Raw genomic sequence first — 16,526 nt, 5'->3', positions numbered from 1 at the left:
CCGCCGTCGGGGCCACGCGGCGCCTTCCCCCTCCAAGGCGCTCGGGTCTCGGTCAAACAGTGCGCAAGCCTAACTACGGCAGGGAGCACCGGATCGCTCACACTATCCGCCCAGTTCAGCGTGGAGCGACGACGGTGACAAATTCCACGTCCCTACAACTGGGCAATCCGCCCCATTTCTTTGAATTGAGGTTCGCCGACTTGGTGAGTGCTTTACCCGCAGGGGTTCTCGGCGGCGGTGTTGCCTCGGAACGTGGGGGGCGGGGGAGTGGGGTCCGCGGGTCGAACAGGCCGCTTCTTGCCGAAGGCCGGCCCTTTGTTGCCGTGCCGCAATTCGGGCGAATCAGCTACTTCCACCGGCGTGTCGGTACGCAGCCGGGCGAAGAGCCGCTCCGCCTCGGGCTTCACCAGCTGGTCTCGATTGGTGTTGTGGACGTACGACTCCCGGGGAACGGTAAGGAATTGCACGCGTTCGGTGGGGATGTCGCGCACGCCGCGCACGAGTTCGTACAAACCACGCAAGCTGGCCAGTGCTGGGTCGGTGGTGAGGGACGATGTGGCGGCGTCGAGCACGGGGTAGAGACGGACCGGATTGAGCAGTACGTCGTTGCTCTGGACCTTGTTGACCAGCGCGGCGAGGAATCGCTGCTGGCGGTCCATACGGTCGGTGTCGCTGCCGTCGCCGAGGGACTTGCGGGCGCGGACGTAGCCGAGGGCCTGTTCGCCGTTGAGGGTCACCTTGCCGGACGGGAGCCTCAGTTTGGCGGCCTTGTCGTTGATGGGCTCGGAGAGGCAGATCTCCACGCCGTCGAGGGCGTCGATCATCTCCTTGAAGCCCTGGAAGTCGATGACCACGTGGTGGTCGAGGCGGATGTCCGTGAGCCGCTCCACGGTGCGGACGGTGCAGGCCGAACCGCCCACCTGGAAGGCGTAGTTGAACATCGCGAACATCGGGGCGCTGCGGCTGCCGTCGGGGCGGCGGCAGCCGGGGACGTCGACCATGAGGTCGCGGGGTATCGAGACGGCGGTGGCGCTGCCGCGTCCTGCGGACAGGTGCAGCAGGATCGTGGTGTCGGAGCGTTCGGTGCCGGAGTCGCGGCCGTAGCGGCGGTTTCCGGTGCCGGACCTGGAGTCCGAGCCGATGAGCAGGATGTTCTGCGCGCCGTGTACGAGTGAGGTGGGGCGGTCCTTCTCGTACCGGGCGAGTTCCGCGGCGGCGGCCTCGTCGGGGGTGATGTTGGAGTCGAGCTTGGCGTAGATGGCCCAGCCGGCTCCGGTGGCGGCCACGAGGATCAGTCCGACCCCGAGTGCGCCTCGCCGCACCCAGCGCCATCTGCGCCGCCTGCCGACACCGGGACCTCCGGGGTGTGGGCGTGCGGTGCCGGTCACGTCGGGCTCCACTCCTCAGGGCGTGCTGCGTGTGGTGTGGGCTGTTGTTACGACCATGGCTCGGGTGGGGAGTGGGGGGTGGGTGGTGGTGGGCCGAACGGGTGACGGTTGCCTCCGGCGGGTGGGCGGGGGCGGTGCCTGCGGCGGCCTGTGTCTCTGAGTGGGGGTTCGCGTAGCGCCTTGGGTTGCGTTTGTGGGTCGGGGCCGCGCCGGGGGGGTGTCCGTCCTCGGACCGGCGGCTGGGGTAGGCCTGGAGGTGCTGTTTCTTGACGCCGGCCACTGCGGGCGGACACCCCCCGGCACGTCCCCTTCCCGCCGTACGCGGCTGTCGGGCGGTGGGGCTGCGCGTCTGCCCGGCCCGTCGCTACCTCGCGGTTGTCGTTACCCGCTCGGCCTCGATCCGCTTGGCCAGGGCTTCGTCGGTCAGGGAGTCGACGTTGCGGCACAGGACCACGGAGCCGTCGGTGGCCAGGGCGGCGTAGAGGCCGGCGTTGAGGCCCTCCCAGGTGGTGTAGGGGAGGGTCGAGAGGATGCGGGAGCCGGGGCCCGTCAGGCCCAGGGCCGTTGCCTCGGCGCGGGCGCGTTCGACGACCTCGGCGCCGCTGAACTCTCGGCCGGCCACGATCAGCGCGGGGTCCTCCGGGTCGACCGTGGCGTAGGGGGCGAAACGGTCGCCCTGGCTCGGTACCTCCACGGCGTAGTCGGCGAAGCCGGTGGGCGGCTGCGGGAAACGGCCCCCCAGTGGACGCAGGGCCAATGCGACGCGTTCACCCCGGCATGCCCGCGCGGCCTCCAGGTTCTCCGGATCGCTTACGACCACGTCGGCCGCCGCCGGATCCCCGCCCACGTCCGCGATGGTGCCCACGGACGAACACGCCAGCAGCCAGACCGCCGTCTGCCAGTGCGCGGGCAGCAGCAGGGTGACCCGGTCACCCGGCCCAGCTCCGAGATCGCCCTGGAGCAGATTCGCGGTCTTGGCCACCCAATTGGCGAAGGTGGCCACGGACAATTCGACACGTTCCCCGGTGGCGTCGTCGTAGAAGGTCACCAGGGGGCGTCCGGGATCCGCGGCGAGCGCGGAACGCAGCAGGTCGGCAGGGGTGCGGTCGGTGGCGTTCACCCGCGCAAGAGTACGCGGGCCCCTGTCCGCGCACCCCCGGTTGGCGGTACCCCGCCGCCACCGGTTCGGGCGAATCGGGGACCGACGGCCCGTCAATTCCCCGATGGACAGGTTTGTATGACTTTGCCCACTATCAGGAACATGCGTGGATTCCTTGCTTCCTCGATCGGTGTCACGTGCGCGGCAGCCCTCGTCCTCCCGCTCACCCCACCCGCCGTCGCGGCGACCGCGACACCGGCGCGCGGCGCGGAAGCGGCCACGAGCGCCGAGGCGGCGGCCCGGCCGACCGTGCGTCACGAGAGCCCCGAGCCCGCCCTTCCCGGCAGCACCCAGTCGCTGCCCCTAGCCCCACTCGACCGTGACCGTGTCCAGGGCGTGCCCACCGAACAGGGCCTGCCCCGACGGGACGTACGGCACTTCTCCCTCGTCGGCGTCGTCTGGGACGACCCGCACACCGAACTGCACGGCCGCGTCCAGGTCCGCACCCGCGCGGTCGGCTCCGGCTCCTGGTCCGGCTGGCAGGACGTCGAGACACACAACGCCGAGCACGCGGCCGACCCCGGCAGCCCCGAAGACACCTCGGGCGGGCTGCGCGGCGCCACGGCGCCCCTGTGGGTCGGGGAGTCGAACGGCGTGGAGGTGCGGGTCACCGCGGAGGGCGACGACGGCCGGTCCGAGGCACATGCACCGGCACCGGTACGAGGTGCCGCCGACCCGGCCCCGGAATCGGACCCGACAGCGGGCACCGAGGGCACCTCGCCCCTTCCCGGCGGTCTTCGCCTCGAACTCGTCGATCCCGGCGAGCCCGCACAGACGCCGAGCGACCCCGGTGGCGCGCCCCGCCCCGGCTCCCTGAAGGCCGAGACCGGCGAGACCGCCGAGGTCCTCGCCGCCTCCGCCCTCGACGCCGCGGCCTCCGCCAACGTCGAACTCGCGCCCCTCGGCGCCGCCGAGATCCCCGCGCTCACCCGCGCCGAGACCGAGCGGGAACTGGTGGACCTGCGGGGCGGTGAGCTGACGCAGGAGCAGCGGGCGAGGCCGCACATCGGGCCGCGGCCGCGCATCGTCACGCGGCGCGGCTGGGGTGCGAACGAATGGGTGCGGGAGCGGAGCTTCGCCTACACGAAGAGGGTGAAGGCGGCCTTCGTGCACCACACGGCGACCGGCGCCAAGTACTGGTGTTCGCAGTCCCCCTCGCTCATTCGCGGTATCTACCGCTACCACGTCAAGAGCATGGGCTGGCGCGACCTCGGCTACAACTTCCTCATCGACAAGTGCGGAAACATCTACGAGGGGCGCGCCGGGGGCGTGGCCAAGCCGGTCCTCGGGGCCCACACTCTCGGTTTCAACTCCAACAGCATGGGGATCGCCGTCCTCGGCAGCTTCGGCTCCAGCAAGCCGACCCGCGCCACGCTGCGGGCCATCGCCCGGCTCACGGCCTGGAAGCTGGGCCTCTTCGGCGCCAACCCGCGCGGCAAGACCTATCTGCGATCGGGTGGCGGCTTCGGCAATCTCCACCGAAAGGGAAAGAACGTACGGCTGAATGTGATCTCCGGCCATCGGGACAGCTACTCCACGGAATGCCCGGGCTGGCAGCTCTACCGCAAGCTCGGCACGGCCCGCTCGGCGGCGGCCCGGTACCAAGGGCGGTGAGGCGGAGGCGAGGCGAGGCCCGCGGCCGGGATGTAGGGCATTGCGGGCATGCCGGGCCATGCGGCAAGGCATGCTGGGGGCGATGAGGGGGCCATGCGGTGGGAATGGGGGAGAGGCATGGGCAGGCGCATGGACATGGATATGGATATGGGCATGGGCATGGGCAGGGGTGCGGGGGGAATGCGGGGATTCACTCGGGATCGCATTCACCGCGGTCGGGGGACAAGCGGCGGGAGGAACGCCGCACTGCCGTCGAGGGCGCCGCGCAACGGTCTGCATACACTGGCCGGTCGAAAGACAGTTCGGCCGGTCCCGGCAGGAAGCAGAGACGACAGGTGACAGAAGCGATCCTCCTGGTCGGCGGCAAGGGCACTCGGCTGCGCCCGCTCACCGTGCACACGCCGAAGCCCATGGTCCCGGCGGCAGGGGTCCCGTTCCTCACGCACCAGTTGGCGAGAGCGAGAGCGGCGGGCGTCGAGCACATCGTCCTGGCGACGTCGTATCTGGCCGAGGTGTTCGAGCCGTACTTCGGCGACGGCTCGGCGCTGGGCCTCCATCTGGAGTACGTCACGGAGGAGGAGCCCCTCGGCACCGGCGGCGCGATCCGCAACGTGGCGTCGCGTCTGCACTCCGCGCCCGACGACCCGGTACTGATCTTCAACGGGGACATCCTGACGGGCCTGGACATCAGAGCCCTGGTCGGCACACACGAGACGACGGGAGCGGATGTCTCCCTCCACCTCACCAAGGTGACGGACCCGAGGGCGTACGGCCTGGTTCCGACTGACGAGACGGGCCGGGTGACGGCGTTCCTGGAGAAGCCCCAGACTCCCGAGGAGATCGTCACCGACCAGATCAACGCGGGGGCGTACGTCTTCCGCCGCTCGGTCATCGACACGATCCCGGAGGGGCGGCCGGTGTCGGTGGAACGCGAGACGTTCCCGAACCTCCTGTCGGCCGGGGCCCACCTCCAGGGCATGGTCGACTCGACGTACTGGCTGGACCTGGGCACCCCCGCGGCATTCGTCCGAGGCTCGGCGGACCTCGTCCTGGGCCGTGCCCCGTCCCCCGCGGTCCCCGGCCGCTGCGGCGACCGCCTGATCCTCCCCACGGCCACGGTGGCCCCCGACGCCAAGCTGACCGGCGGCACGGTGGTGGGCGAGGGCGCCTTCGTGGCCGAGGGCGCGCGCGTCTTCGGCAGCACGATCCTCCCGGGCGCCGTCATCGAACCCGGCGCCGTCATCACCGACTCCCTCATCGGCACCCGCGCCCGCGTCGGCCAACGATCCGTCCTGACGGGGACGGTCATCGGCGACGGCGCGGTGATCGGCGCCGACAACGAACTGAGGGAGGGCGTCCGGGTGTGGTGCGATGCGCGGATACCGGCGGGGGCGGTGCGGTTTTCGTCGGATGTGTAGGGCGGCGAGGCGCGGGGTGAGTTGTCGGCGTCCAGGCAATCCAGCCCGTCCGGCGTTTGAGGACGAGGCCCGTTCAGGGCCGATGCGGGGGTCTGGGGGCGGCAGCCCCCAGGGGACCTCGGGGTCGAAGGGGCGGAGCCCCTGGGGATGGGACGGGTAGGGGCGGCGGGGGCGAAAAACCCGGCGGGGGCGAAAACCCGCCCACAGCAACCGCGACGCACCGCCCCGGGGATCACAACCGCCCGATATCCCCCCGAGGCATCCGCGGCGCCCGCCGCCCCGGCACCCGCCCACTCAACAGAATCAACCGAGCCGCCCGATGCCGCTGCCCCGCATACGGCTCCAACAGCTCCAGCATCACGGAGTCATCCGCCCCCCGATCCCCGGCCAGCGCAAACCCCACGATCCCCGGCAGATGCAGATCCCCCACGGTCACCGCATCCGGCGCCCCATGACTACGCTGCACAACCTCCGCCGACGTCCACGGCCCAACCCCCGGCACAACCTCCAACCGCCCCTGCGCCTCAGCCGGAGGCATCCGCACAGCCTCCTCCAGCCGCGCAGCAACCCGCACGGCCCGCAGAATCGTCGACGCCCGCTTGTGGTCGACCCCGGCCCGATGCCACTCCCAGGACGGAATCAGCGCCCAGGTCCGCGCATCCGGCATCACACACATCCGCCCGGGCGCGGGCCCCGGCGCAGGCTCCCCGTACTTCCGTACCAGCAACCGCCACGCCCGATACGCCTCATCGGTCGTGACCTTCTGCTCCAGAATCGACGGAATCAACGACTCCAGCACCAGCCCGGTCCGCGTCAGCCGAAGCCCAGGCCGCCGATGCCGAGCGACCGCCACCAGCCGATGCCGCGGCACGAAGGCGGACGGATCGTCGGCGGCCCCGAGCAACTCCGGCAACTGCTCCAGCAGCCACTCGGCCCCCGGCCCCCAGGCCTCACCCCGCACCTCGGCACCCCGCACGCCGACCCGCAGCGTCCCGGGCCCGGCCGGCGTACGACAGGCCCGCCACACGGACCCGTCCGGCATCGCCCGGAACGTCGGATCCCCCGGCCCACGCCGCAATGGACCCAGCACCAGCCCGAGATCGAGCGGCCCGTCCGGCACGACCGTCCGCACCTTCGCCGGCACCGCAGCCTGCCGAGGCACCCCCGCAGGCACGGCGACATGCCCACCACGCACAGTCGTGCGAGTAGGCCGCGGAGCAAAACGTCCAGCCACGAGAAACCCCGGGATGCAACTAGAAACCAACGAGCCCTACGAGCCTAGGCGGTCCCACAACCACCAACGGCGCATACCACCCCCCAAGGGGCGCGGGGAACTGCGCGACCAGCCACGACGATCCCGCAGCCACCGCTGAAACAGGTGCCCACACGAACCGCAGGCGCTTGCCCTCGACAGACCGGCAGCCGCCGTAGAAACAAGTGCCCGCACGAACCCCCCCGGCGCCCGCCCTTCACAGACCCGCAGCCGCCGCTGAAACAGGTGCTCGCACGAACCCCACGCGCCCGCCCCGCCCCACCAGACCCGAAGCCGCCGACGAAGCCGCCCCTCACCAACCTCAGGCGCCCGGCCCCCCAAGCGGAGCGTCACCGCACCTCGACAAACGCCCCCGCATCCCGCTCCGGCCGAGCCCGAGGCTCCTCCGCCGCATGCCCGACCGCCACCGCCCCCATCGGATCCCACTCCTCCGGCAGCCCGAGCACCTCGCGCACGACATCCCGGCAGAACATGGTCGACGACACCCACGCCGAGCCCAGCCGCTCCCCGGCCAGCGCGACCAGGAAGTTCTGCACCCCGGCGCCGGTGGCGACGACGAACATCTCCCGCTCGGCGCCGTCCCGCCGCGCGTCGCCGTAGGTGTGCGAGCCGTCCATGACCAGGCACGGCACCACCAGATACGGCGCGTCGCGCAGCACGTCCCCGCGGCGCACCCGCTTGGCGATGGACTCCTCGCTCTTGCCGTCCCGTCGCAGATCGGCGATCCACGCGTCACGCATCGCGTCGAGCAGCCGGGTCCGCGACCGAGCCGACTCCAGCAGCACGAACCGCCACGGCGTCGTGTGATGCGGCGCCGGCGCGGTGACGGCCGCCGCGACCGCTCTTCGTACGGCCCCGGGGTCGACGGGCTCGTCCGTGAACGCCCGTACGGTACGGCGCTGGGTCACCGCCTCCCGTACCGCCTCCGACGTGCCCAGCCGGAACATGTCGTCCCGCGCGCCGCGCACCAGGGCCCGCGCCCCCTCCCCGTGGTCCTCGGCCACCGTGTGCGCCAGCCCGCGCACCACGGCGACGGGCAGCCCGGCGGCCTTGCCCTTGACCAGGTCACCGGCGGCGGCGAGTTCGTCCGCGGTCGCCACGACGGTCGCGCTGAGCGGATTGCCGTACGCGTCCGTGCCCCCGCGCAGATCGTCGAGTACGTGGATGCCGGCGGCGCCGATCGCCACGTCCGTGAGCCCCGAGCGCCAGGGCCGCCCGAAGGTGTCGGTGACGACGACCCCGACGTTCACCCCCAGGGTGTCCCGCACGCCGTCCCGGATCGCCCGCGCGGACGCGTCGGGGTCCTCGGGCAGCAACAGCACGGTTCCGGCCGGGGTGTTGGACGCGTCGACCCCGGCCGCGGCCATCACGAGGCCCTGCCGGTTCTCGACGATGCGCAGGGTGCCGCGGCGCGCCACGACCCGTACCGTCTCCGCGTCGATCGCGGCCTCGCGGTCGGTCGCCTCGACGACACGTCCCTCCGCCTTGGACACGATCTTGGAGGTGACCAGGAGTACGTCCCCGTCGACGAGGCCCGGTTCGGCGGCGGCGATCAGTTTCGCCAGGTCGTCGCCCTGCTGGACCTCGGGAATCCCGGAGACGGCCCAGACCCGGTAGCCGTCGGCAGACACCTCGCTCAAGCCGCCCGCACCTCCTCCGCCAGCGTCAGCGCCTCGCGGGCCATCTGCGCGGACGCGTCGAGGTCGGTCATCATCAGCGGCACGGCCCGGCAGCGGATCCCGGCCGCTTCGACCCGCTCCACGGAACCCGCGTCCACGGTGTCCACGAGCCAGCCGTCGAGCAGCCCCGAGCCGTAGTGCTCGGCGACCGCCGCGGCCGTCGACTCCACGCCGACCGCCGCGAGCACCTTGTCGGCCATCCCGCGCACGGGCGCGTCCCCGACGATGGGGGAGAGCCCCACCACCGGCACGCCCGCCTCGGCGATCGCCTCGCGGATGCCGGGCACGGCGAGGATCGTGCCGACCGAGACGACCGGGTTGGACGGCGGGAAGAGGATGACGTCCGCCTCGGCGATCGCCTCCAGGACGCCCGGCGCCGGCTTGGACTGCTCCGCGCCGACCGGCACGATCGCCTCGGCCGGCACCTGGGCCCGTAGCCGTACCCAGTACTCCTGGAAGTGGACGGCCCTTCGCTCGCCGTCGACCTGGACCGCGACATGCGTCTCCACGCGGTCGTCGGTCATGGGGATGAGACGGACGCCCGGCTTCCAGCGGTCGCAGAGAGCCTCCGTCACCGCGCTGAGCGGATAGCCGGCGCCGATCATCTGCGTCCGCACGATGTGCGTGGCGAAGTCGCGGTCGCCCAGCCCGAACCACTCCGGGCCGACGCCGTACGCCGCGAGCTCCTCCTTGAGGTGGAAGGTCTCGTCGGCCCGGCCCCAGCCCTGCTCCTCGTTGATGCCGCCGCCCAGCGTGTACATCACCGTGTCGAGGTCCGGGCAGACCTTCAGGCCGAAGAGATGGATGTCGTCCCCGGTGTTGCCGATGACCGTGATGTCCGCGTCCTGCGCGGTCCGCTTCAGACCGCGCAGGAACCGGGCACCACCGATGCCGCCTGCCAGAACCACAATGCGCATGGGAGCAGTCTTGCAGGCGGGTACGACAACGCGTCAGGCAGTCACCGGACGCGGCTCGGTACGCGCCGCGCAGGCAGAGGCCGTGTGCATGGGCATCTCGGTCAGGCCCGGGTAGTACACGTGCAGGCTGACCGCGGGCTCCAGCGCGTCGTTCGCCACCTCGTGCACATAGCCCGGCGCGAACACCCGCTGCGCCCCCGCCGCCAACGCGCGCGTGCCGCGTTCCGTGTGCTCGGTCAGCGTGCCGTCCAGGACGGTCAGCACACCGGAGGAGCGGCCGTGGTCGTGCAGTCCGCTGCCCTGTCCCGGGACCCAGGACAGCAGCCAGACCTCGTAGCCGGGGCCGGTGCGCAGCCGGTGGTACCAGCGCGTGGTGGCGTCGTACCGGACGAGGTGCTCCCACTGGGAGCGGTCGGCCGCGATGGAGCGGGCCAGGCCGACGAAGTCGGCGACGGTGGCCGGGTGCTCGCGCGGTGTCTGGAGGAGGTGCGGGACTTCGAGGATGTCGCCGGCGATCTGGAGGTCGCTGTCGCTGTTCATGGGGTGCGGTGGTTCCTCAGTGAAAGAAGGTCAGAGGGAACAGGAGCCGAGAGGTGGATGACTCGGCCTACAGCTGGAGCGGGTGTGGCTCAACAGCTGGGACAGCAACAGCTACAGCGAGCGCGGGCAGCACCGTGGGACCCGGCGGTGCGGGTCGAGGTGAGTGCCAAGTTCGCGAGCATGCCCATAAGGACATCGGTTCATGCCTTCACTGTCAACTCGGCGCCCGGTGATGTGGCACAGGTTTCACCTCATCCGGTTCATCTTGGTGGCGAAAGGTTTGTTCTTGGGGCAGCCGGGACACATGGCGCACAACCGGGCGCACGGCGTCGTTGTGATCCTGTGATCCGACTGTGATCCGGTTCGCTTCCGCGCGTGTGTGCAACGAGATCGAACTTCTGGGCGTCCTTTTCCGTACAGGCTCTGCGGAGGGCTGGAGGTCCTCCTGGGTCCCGTCTGCTTGTCAAGGTTTATGCCGATTTGAACACTTTCCGCTAGGCCTTGGTTCCGCAGAGTGAATAAGGGGCTCAATAGCAGATCTCGGCTTGACTCGCCCGGAGCAGCACACTTGTAATTTCACTCGTGTCGTTCAGCCGGAATCGGTAACGGCAACATCACGGGGACGCGAAAGACAGACGAGGGGCGCACATGACCGAGCTGGTGCAGCAACTGCTGGTCGACGACGCGGACGAGGAACTCGGCTGGCAGGAGCGCGCGCTGTGCGCCCAGACCGACCCCGAGTCCTTCTTCCCCGAGAAGGGCGGCTCCACCCGCGAGGCCAAGAAGGTCTGCCTCGCCTGTGAGGTCCGCTCCGAGTGCCTCGAATACGCCCTCGCCAACGACGAGCGCTTCGGAATCTGGGGCGGCCTGTCCGAGCGCGAACGCCGCAGGCTGAAGAAGGCCGCTGTCTGAAGACCGGGGCGGCTGTCCGAAGAGGGCGGCCGGCTGGGGAAACGGCTCACAACCGCACGCACATACGCTACGTACGGCCCGTCGCAGGTGGGTTATCCACAGGCGGCGGGCCGCCGTCATGCCCAGCCGATAGTGTGGTCGCTCGTCCGAGAGGCACCGCTGCCCCCTTGGGGCACAGGCGTCCACCGCAGTCCATCGAACCGGGGCCCGTACCTCGATGTCCGTGCACAGCCAACCGGCAGCCCACCACGACCCCGCTGCCGCACCTGAGTTTCCGCGTCATGTGGTGACCGCGGTGCTCGTCTCCCATGACGGCGCCCGCTGGCTGCCCGACGCGCTCGCCGGGCTGCTCGGCCAGGAGCGCCCCGTCCAGTTCGCCGTGGGCGCCGACACCGGCAGCGCGGACCTCTCCGCACAGCTGGTCACCGACGCCCTCGGCGCCGACCGCGTACTGCACCTCGCCCGGCGCACCGGATTCGGCCAGGCCGTCGAGGAGGCCAACCGCACCGCGCCCGTCCTCACCCCGGACGAGCTGACCTATCTGAAGCGGCCGAGCGGCTGGGACCCCGTCACGCGCACGTGGCGCGACGACGCCTACGACATGCCCGAACTCCCGCACGGGGAGCCGGTGCAGTGGCTGTGGCTCCTGCACGACGACTGCGCCCCCGAGCCCGACGCCCTGGCCCAACTGCTGCGCGTCGTGGAGCACGAACGCGAGCTGGGCCGCGACGACGTCGCGGTCGTCGGCCCCAAGCTGCGCGGCTGGTACGACCGCCGGCAGCTCCTGGAGGTCGGCGTCACCATCGCCAACTCCGGCCGCCGCTGGACCGGCCTGGACCGCCGCGAACAGGACCAGGGCCAGCACGACCACGTCCGGTCCGTGCTGTCCGTGTCCACCGCCGGCATGCTGATCCGACGCGACGTCTTCGAACAACTCGGCGGCTTCGACCGGCGACTGCCCCTGATGCGCGACGACGTCGACCTGTGCTGGCGCGCCACCGCCGCCGGCCACCGCGTCCTCGTCGCCCCCGAGGCGGTCGTACGACACGCCGAGGCCGCCTCCCGCGAGCGCCGCACCGTCGACTGCGTCGGCCGCACCGCCGCGTCCCCGCACAAGGTCGACAAGGCCGGTGCCGTCTACACCCTGCTGGTCAACACGCGTACGGCCGTGCTGCCCTGGGTCCTGCTGCGCATTGTGCTCGGCACGGTCCTGCGGACCCTGGCCTACCTCGTGGGCAAGGTCCCCGGGCAGGCCCTCGACGAGATCCGCGGCTTCGTGGGCACCCTGCTGCGCCCCGAGCGGATCATCGCCGGGCGGCGCAGGCGCGGGAACCCCGTGATCGACAAGGGCGAGCTGCGGGCGCTGTTCCCGCCGCCCGGCGCTACCGTGCGGGCCACCGTCGAACAGGTCGCGAGCAGTGTCGTCGGCCGCTCCGACCCCGAGGTGGCCGCCGGAGCGGGACGGCACGGCAGCGCGATCGAGTCCGGGCCCGGCGGAGACGACGCGGACTTCCTGGAGATCGAGCAGTTCGCCCGCATCAAGCGCATCGCCCGCAAGCCCGGCCCCGTGCTCTTCCTGGCGCTGCTCTTCGTCTCGCTGATCGCCTGCCGTGAACTCCTCGGCAGCGGCGCCCTCGCGGGCGGCGCGTTGCTGCCCGCCCCGGCCGACTCCGGTGAGCTGTGGTCCCGTTACCTGGACGCCTGGCACCCGGTCGGTGCCGGTGGCACACCGTCCGCCCCGCCGTATCTCGCGATCGTGGCGATGCTCGCCTCGCTGCTGCTGGGCTCGACGGGGCTGGCCGTGACGATCCTGCTGGTCGGCTCGGTGCCGCTGGCCGGGTTCACCGCCTACTTCGCGTCCCGACCGCTCGTCGAGTCCCGCCTCCTGCGCGCGTGGGCGGCCGTCGCCTACGCCTTCCTGCCCGCCGCCACCGGCGCCCTCGCCGGCGGCCGCATCGGCACCGCCGTCCTCGCCGTCCTGCTGCCGCTCATCGCCCGCGCGGGCGTCGCGGCGAGCGGCCTGACGAACAGTTCCGGCGCACGCGGCAGTTGGCGCGCCACCTGGGCGTATGCGCTGCTGCTGACCATCACCACGGCCTTCACGCCGATCGTGTGGCCGATCGCGCTGGTCCTCGGACTCGCACTGCTGGCGGTGCGGCGCACCGACATCACCGCGTACGGCCTGCGCTTCCTGGCCCAGTTCGGCGTGCCCCTGCTGGTTCTCGCGCCCTGGTCGCTGTCGCTGTTCCCGTTCGGCTTCTTCCAGGAGGCCGGTCTGGAGTACGGCGCCTCGGCCGCGTCCGCCCTGGACCTGCTCGGCGCCGGACCCGGCGGGCCGGGCACCGTCAGCGGGCTGATGCTCGTCGGCGTCGTGCTGGCCGCGCTGGCCGCCCTGCTGCGCTCCGAGCGCCACTTCGGCATCTGGACCGCCTGGGCGGTCGCCCTGGTCGGCCTCGTCTTCGCGGCCCTCTCCAACAGCTCCACCTGGGCCGGCCCCGCGACCCTCGTCTACGGCATCGCCCTCCTCGCCGCCGCGGTGCTCGGCGCCGACGGGGCACGCTCGCGCGTGGCCGAGCAGAGCTTCGGCTGGCGCCAGCCGGTCGCCGCGCTGATCGCCTTCGCCGCGGCCGCGGGCCCGCTGCTCGTCGCCGCCGGCTGGATGATCCGCGGCGCCGACGGACCGCTGGAGCGGCGCGACCCCGTGCAGGTGCCCGCGTTCGTCGCCGAGGACAGCAACACCCGCGACCAGGCCCGCACCCTCGTCCTGGACAGCGAGTCCACGGCCCAGGTCGGCTACATGCTGGTCCGCGGCTCCGGCGCCCGCCTCGGCGACGCCGAACTCGCCACCGCCGACGGGGAGAACCCCAAGCTCGACAAGATCGTCGCCAACCTCGTCGCCGGCTCCGGCGCCGACCAGGTCGACCAGCTGGGCGCCTTCGCGGTGCGTTACGTCCTCGTCCACAAGGGCGCGCCCCGCGAGGTCACGCGCGTGCTGGACGCCACGCCCGGACTGATGCGGCTGAGCGAGCAGAACGGCAGTGCGCTGTGGCGGGTCGACCGGCAGGTGTCGCGGGCGGTCATCGTCGCCGGGGCCGCGTCCGGCTCCGGGGCGGAGGCGGGGGCCGGTGCGCCGCGGCCCGTCGCCGCCGGACCCGTCGACATCCACACGACCATTCCCGGTGGAGCCGACGGCCGCGTCCTGCGCCTCGCCGACAGCGCCAACGACGGCTGGACGGCCACCCTGGACGGCAAGCCGCTCACCGCCACCACGGTCGACGGCTGGGCCCAGGGCTTCGAACTCCCCGCCGTCGGCGGCAGGCTGGACGTCACCTACGACGACCCGGTCGGCCACACCGCCTGGCTGTGGACCCAGGGCTTCCTCGCCCTCGTCCTCGTCGTGATGGCCCTCCCGGGACGTCGCCGCGACATCGACGACGACCTGCCCGAGGAGGCACCCGTCCCCGCCGAGGCCATGGCGGGCGAGGGCCGGCGGGCCCGCCGGCTGCGCGCCCAGGCCGAGGCCGAGGCCGAAGAGGCGGGCCAGGGCGGGGAGTTCCCGCCTCCTCCTCCGGAGGAGGCGCCCGGTGCCGCCATTCCGCAGCAGTCGTCCTACGGCGAGTGGGACACGCCCAGTTACGCCGGCGCCGAGTACGGCGGCTACGGCGGCGATCAGTACCAGGGCGGCCAGCAGTACCCGGCGGGCGGCGCCTACGACCAGACGTATCAGGCGGATCCCTACCAGGGCGGCCAGTACGACCCGTACGCGTACGGCGGACAGTCCCAGGCGGGGGCGTACGACCAGACGTACGACGCCTCGTACGACCAGACGCAGACGTACCAGCAGGGCTACGACGCCACGTACGACCCGGCGCAGCCGCCTCCGCACGGCAGTGAGCGTTCCGACGGGAGCCAGCAGTGAACCGCACGACCCTGTCTCTGATCGCCGGTGCCTCGGCCCTCGCAGCCATAACCGGGGTCGCGGCGCTCACCATGCCGGGCACGACCGGGACGAACCCCGCCAAGGCGGCCGCCGAGCTGCCCGTGGAGCGTACGAGCCTGGTGTGTCCGGCGCCCAGCACCTCGGACCTCGCCGAGACGACCTACACGTCGTTCACGCCCGTCACCAAGGGGACGGGGAACGACGGGAAGGCGGAACTGCGGTCCGGGGTGGGGGAATCGGGCGCCGCGGCTGACGCGAAGGGCAAGAAGGCCGGTGACGCGAGCAAGGCAGTCGGCAAGTCCGTCCTGACCGCGAAGGAGCCGGGCAAGCCGGTCAGCGAGGACGCGTCCGGGGGCGACTCCCCGCCGCTCATCGGGACCGCCGACGGGAAGTTCGCGCCCGGCTGGACCGTGCAGGAGACCACGGAGGTCGCGGCGGGTACGGGGCGTGGAGTGCAGGGCGTCAACTGCACCGCACCGGACACCGATTTCTGGTTCCCGGGTGCCAGTACGGCTGCCGACCGCACGGACTACGTGCATCTGACCAACCCCGACGACTCCGTCGCCGTCGTCGACATCGAGCTGTACGGCAAGGACGGGGCGCTGGAGACCACGGTGGGGGAGGGGATCAAGGTTCAGCCGCATTCCGACGAGCCGATTCTGCTGTCCACGCTCACCGGTGAGAAGCAGGACAACATGACCGTGCATGTGAACGTGCGTGGTGGCCGGGTGGGAGCCTCGGTGCAGGCGCTGGACGACAAACTCGGCGGGGACTGGCTGGCCGCGTCCGCCGATCCTGCGGAGAGCCTCGTGCTGCCCGGCATCCCGAAGGACGCCACCGCTGTGCGACTGGTCGCGTTCACGCCGGGGGACGCGGATGCGGATCTGAAGGTGCGACTCGCGTCGCCGTCCGGGGAGATCACACCGGCCGGGAACGAGACGCTGCACGTCAAGGCCGGTATGACGAGTGCGGTGGATCTTGGTGACGTGATGCGGGGCGAAGCGGGGTCGTTGGTGCTGACGCCCACGGACGGGTCCGCCGCGCCGGTGGTCGCCGCGGTCCGGGTGGTGCGCGGGAAGGGTGCCAAGCAGGAGACGGCGTTCATCCCCGCCAGCCGGCCCGTCGGTGCGCGGGCGTCGGTGGTGGACAACCGGGCGAAGGGCACGACGCTGTCCGTGACGGCGCCGTTCGGCTCTGCGAAGGTCAAGGTCACGGCGTCGGCCGGGAGCGAGGGTGGTACGGCGGCGTCGAAGACGTACACGATCAAGTCCGGGACGACGCAGGACGTCGAGGTGCCGGTGCCGGGTGGGGTGAAGGGCACGTACGCGCTGACCGTCGAGTCGGTGTCGGGCGGGCCGGCGTACGCGGCCCGGATGCTGGCGGTGACTTCGGATGGCGTGCCCGGCTTTACGGTGCAGGCGCTGCCGGACGATCGGGGGATGGTGGCTGTGCCTGAGGCCGACGAGGATCTGTCGGTGCTGCAGAAGTAGGCGGGTGCGGATGCCTGCGGCGGCCTGTTGCTGTTCGGTGGGGGCTCGCGTAGCGCCTGCGGTTTGGGGGGTGGGTCGGGGCCGCGCCGGGGGGGGGGGGGGCACCCGACCCGCCGGGGGCGGTGGCGGGGCTGGGGGTGGAATTTTACCCGCCCCCACGGGGCCGCCCCCCCCCCCCCCCCCCCCACCCCCCCCC

Annotated in this window: 11 protein-coding genes; 5 read left to right on the top strand and 6 right to left on the bottom strand. The window is 71.9% G+C overall.

What is annotated here, in order from left to right; genetic code table 11:
- Window positions 1–212 precede the first annotated feature (212 nt).
- Both ACFWYS_RS17815 and ACFWYS_RS17810 read right to left on the bottom strand, forming a co-directional pair.
- Window positions 213–1,388 (bottom strand): LCP family protein, encoded by a 1,176-nt coding sequence (locus ACFWYS_RS17815; protein WP_384769175.1) that lies wholly within the window; start codon window positions 1,386–1,388, stop codon window positions 213–215.
- Between the two features lie 364 nt (window positions 1,389–1,752).
- Window positions 1,753–2,508 (bottom strand): TIGR03089 family protein, encoded by a 756-nt coding sequence (locus ACFWYS_RS17810; protein ID WP_384769173.1) that lies wholly within the window; start codon window positions 2,506–2,508, stop codon window positions 1,753–1,755.
- Window positions 2,509–2,649: 141 nt separating this feature from the next.
- Here ACFWYS_RS17810 and ACFWYS_RS17805 point away from each other — a divergent pair, with 141 nt between their 5' ends.
- A complete protein-coding gene (locus ACFWYS_RS17805) occupies window positions 2,650–4,161 on the top strand; it encodes a peptidoglycan recognition protein (protein WP_384769170.1) in 1,512 nt (503 codons plus the stop codon).
- Between the two features lie 335 nt (window positions 4,162–4,496).
- Window positions 4,497–5,579 carry a sugar phosphate nucleotidyltransferase gene (locus ACFWYS_RS17800; RefSeq protein ID WP_384769167.1) on the top strand — a complete coding sequence of 361 codons (1,083 nt, stop codon included), beginning with the start codon at window positions 4,497–4,499 and terminating at the stop codon, window positions 5,577–5,579.
- 232 nt (window positions 5,580–5,811) lie between these two features.
- Here the strand turns inward: ACFWYS_RS17800 and ACFWYS_RS17795 are convergent, their stop codons facing one another.
- From ACFWYS_RS17795 to ACFWYS_RS17780, 4 genes are all read right to left on the bottom strand, one after another.
- Complete coding sequence (locus ACFWYS_RS17795; protein ID WP_384769164.1) at window positions 5,812–6,813, bottom strand: DNA-3-methyladenine glycosylase family protein; 1,002 nt, start codon at window positions 6,811–6,813, stop codon at window positions 5,812–5,814.
- A 368-nt stretch (window positions 6,814–7,181) separates the two neighbouring features.
- Window positions 7,182–8,492: a coenzyme F420-0:L-glutamate ligase gene (locus ACFWYS_RS17790; RefSeq protein WP_384769163.1), complete on the bottom strand. Its 1,311-nt coding sequence runs from the start codon at window positions 8,490–8,492 to the stop codon at window positions 7,182–7,184.
- Window positions 8,489–9,448 carry a 2-phospho-L-lactate transferase gene (gene cofD, locus ACFWYS_RS17785; protein WP_384769160.1) on the bottom strand — a complete coding sequence of 320 codons (960 nt, stop codon included), beginning with the start codon at window positions 9,446–9,448 and terminating at the stop codon, window positions 8,489–8,491. The genes ACFWYS_RS17790 and cofD overlap by 4 nt, the downstream gene beginning before the upstream one ends.
- 33 nt (window positions 9,449–9,481) lie before the next feature.
- Window positions 9,482–9,988 (bottom strand): cysteine dioxygenase, encoded by a 507-nt coding sequence (locus ACFWYS_RS17780; RefSeq protein ID WP_384769158.1) that lies wholly within the window; start codon window positions 9,986–9,988, stop codon window positions 9,482–9,484.
- Between the two features lie 648 nt (window positions 9,989–10,636).
- Here ACFWYS_RS17780 and ACFWYS_RS17775 point away from each other — a divergent pair.
- The 3 genes from ACFWYS_RS17775 (at window position 10,637) to ACFWYS_RS17765 (ending at window position 16,330) form a co-directional block, all read left to right on the top strand.
- Window positions 10,637–10,900 carry a WhiB family transcriptional regulator gene (locus ACFWYS_RS17775; RefSeq protein WP_003975777.1) on the top strand — a complete coding sequence of 88 codons (264 nt, stop codon included), beginning with the start codon at window positions 10,637–10,639 and terminating at the stop codon, window positions 10,898–10,900.
- 217 nt (window positions 10,901–11,117) lie between these two features.
- Window positions 11,118–14,819 (top strand): glycosyltransferase family 2 protein, encoded by a 3,702-nt coding sequence (locus ACFWYS_RS17770; protein ID WP_384769155.1) that lies wholly within the window; start codon window positions 11,118–11,120, stop codon window positions 14,817–14,819.
- Window positions 14,816–16,330 carry a DUF5719 family protein gene (locus ACFWYS_RS17765; RefSeq protein WP_384769153.1) on the top strand — a complete coding sequence of 505 codons (1,515 nt, stop codon included), beginning with the start codon at window positions 14,816–14,818 and terminating at the stop codon, window positions 16,328–16,330. Before ACFWYS_RS17770 ends, ACFWYS_RS17765 begins: the two co-directional genes overlap by 4 nt.
- Window positions 16,331–16,526 lie beyond the last annotated feature (196 nt).

The organism is Streptomyces sp. NPDC059010 (genome assembly GCF_042740355.1).
Classification (GTDB): domain Bacteria; phylum Actinomycetota; class Actinomycetes; order Streptomycetales; family Streptomycetaceae; genus Streptomyces.
This window is presented reverse-complemented; position numbering and strand designations above follow the sequence as displayed.

Excerpts from the sequence above, each read along its gene's own strand:
- ACFWYS_RS17805 (WP_384769170.1), top strand. The coding sequence starts at position 2,650 with ATGCGTGGATTCCTTGCTTCCTCGATCGGTGTCACGTGCGCGGCAGCC.
- cofD (WP_384769160.1), bottom strand. The coding sequence starts at position 9,448 with ATGCGCATTGTGGTTCTGGCAGGCGGCATCGGTGGTGCCCGGTTCCTG.
- ACFWYS_RS17780 (WP_384769158.1), bottom strand. The coding sequence starts at position 9,988 with ATGAACAGCGACAGCGACCTCCAGATCGCCGGCGACATCCTCGAAGTC.
- ACFWYS_RS17775 (WP_003975777.1), top strand. The coding sequence starts at position 10,637 with ATGACCGAGCTGGTGCAGCAACTGCTGGTCGACGACGCGGACGAGGAA.
- ACFWYS_RS17770 (WP_384769155.1), top strand. The coding sequence starts at position 11,118 with ATGTCCGTGCACAGCCAACCGGCAGCCCACCACGACCCCGCTGCCGCA.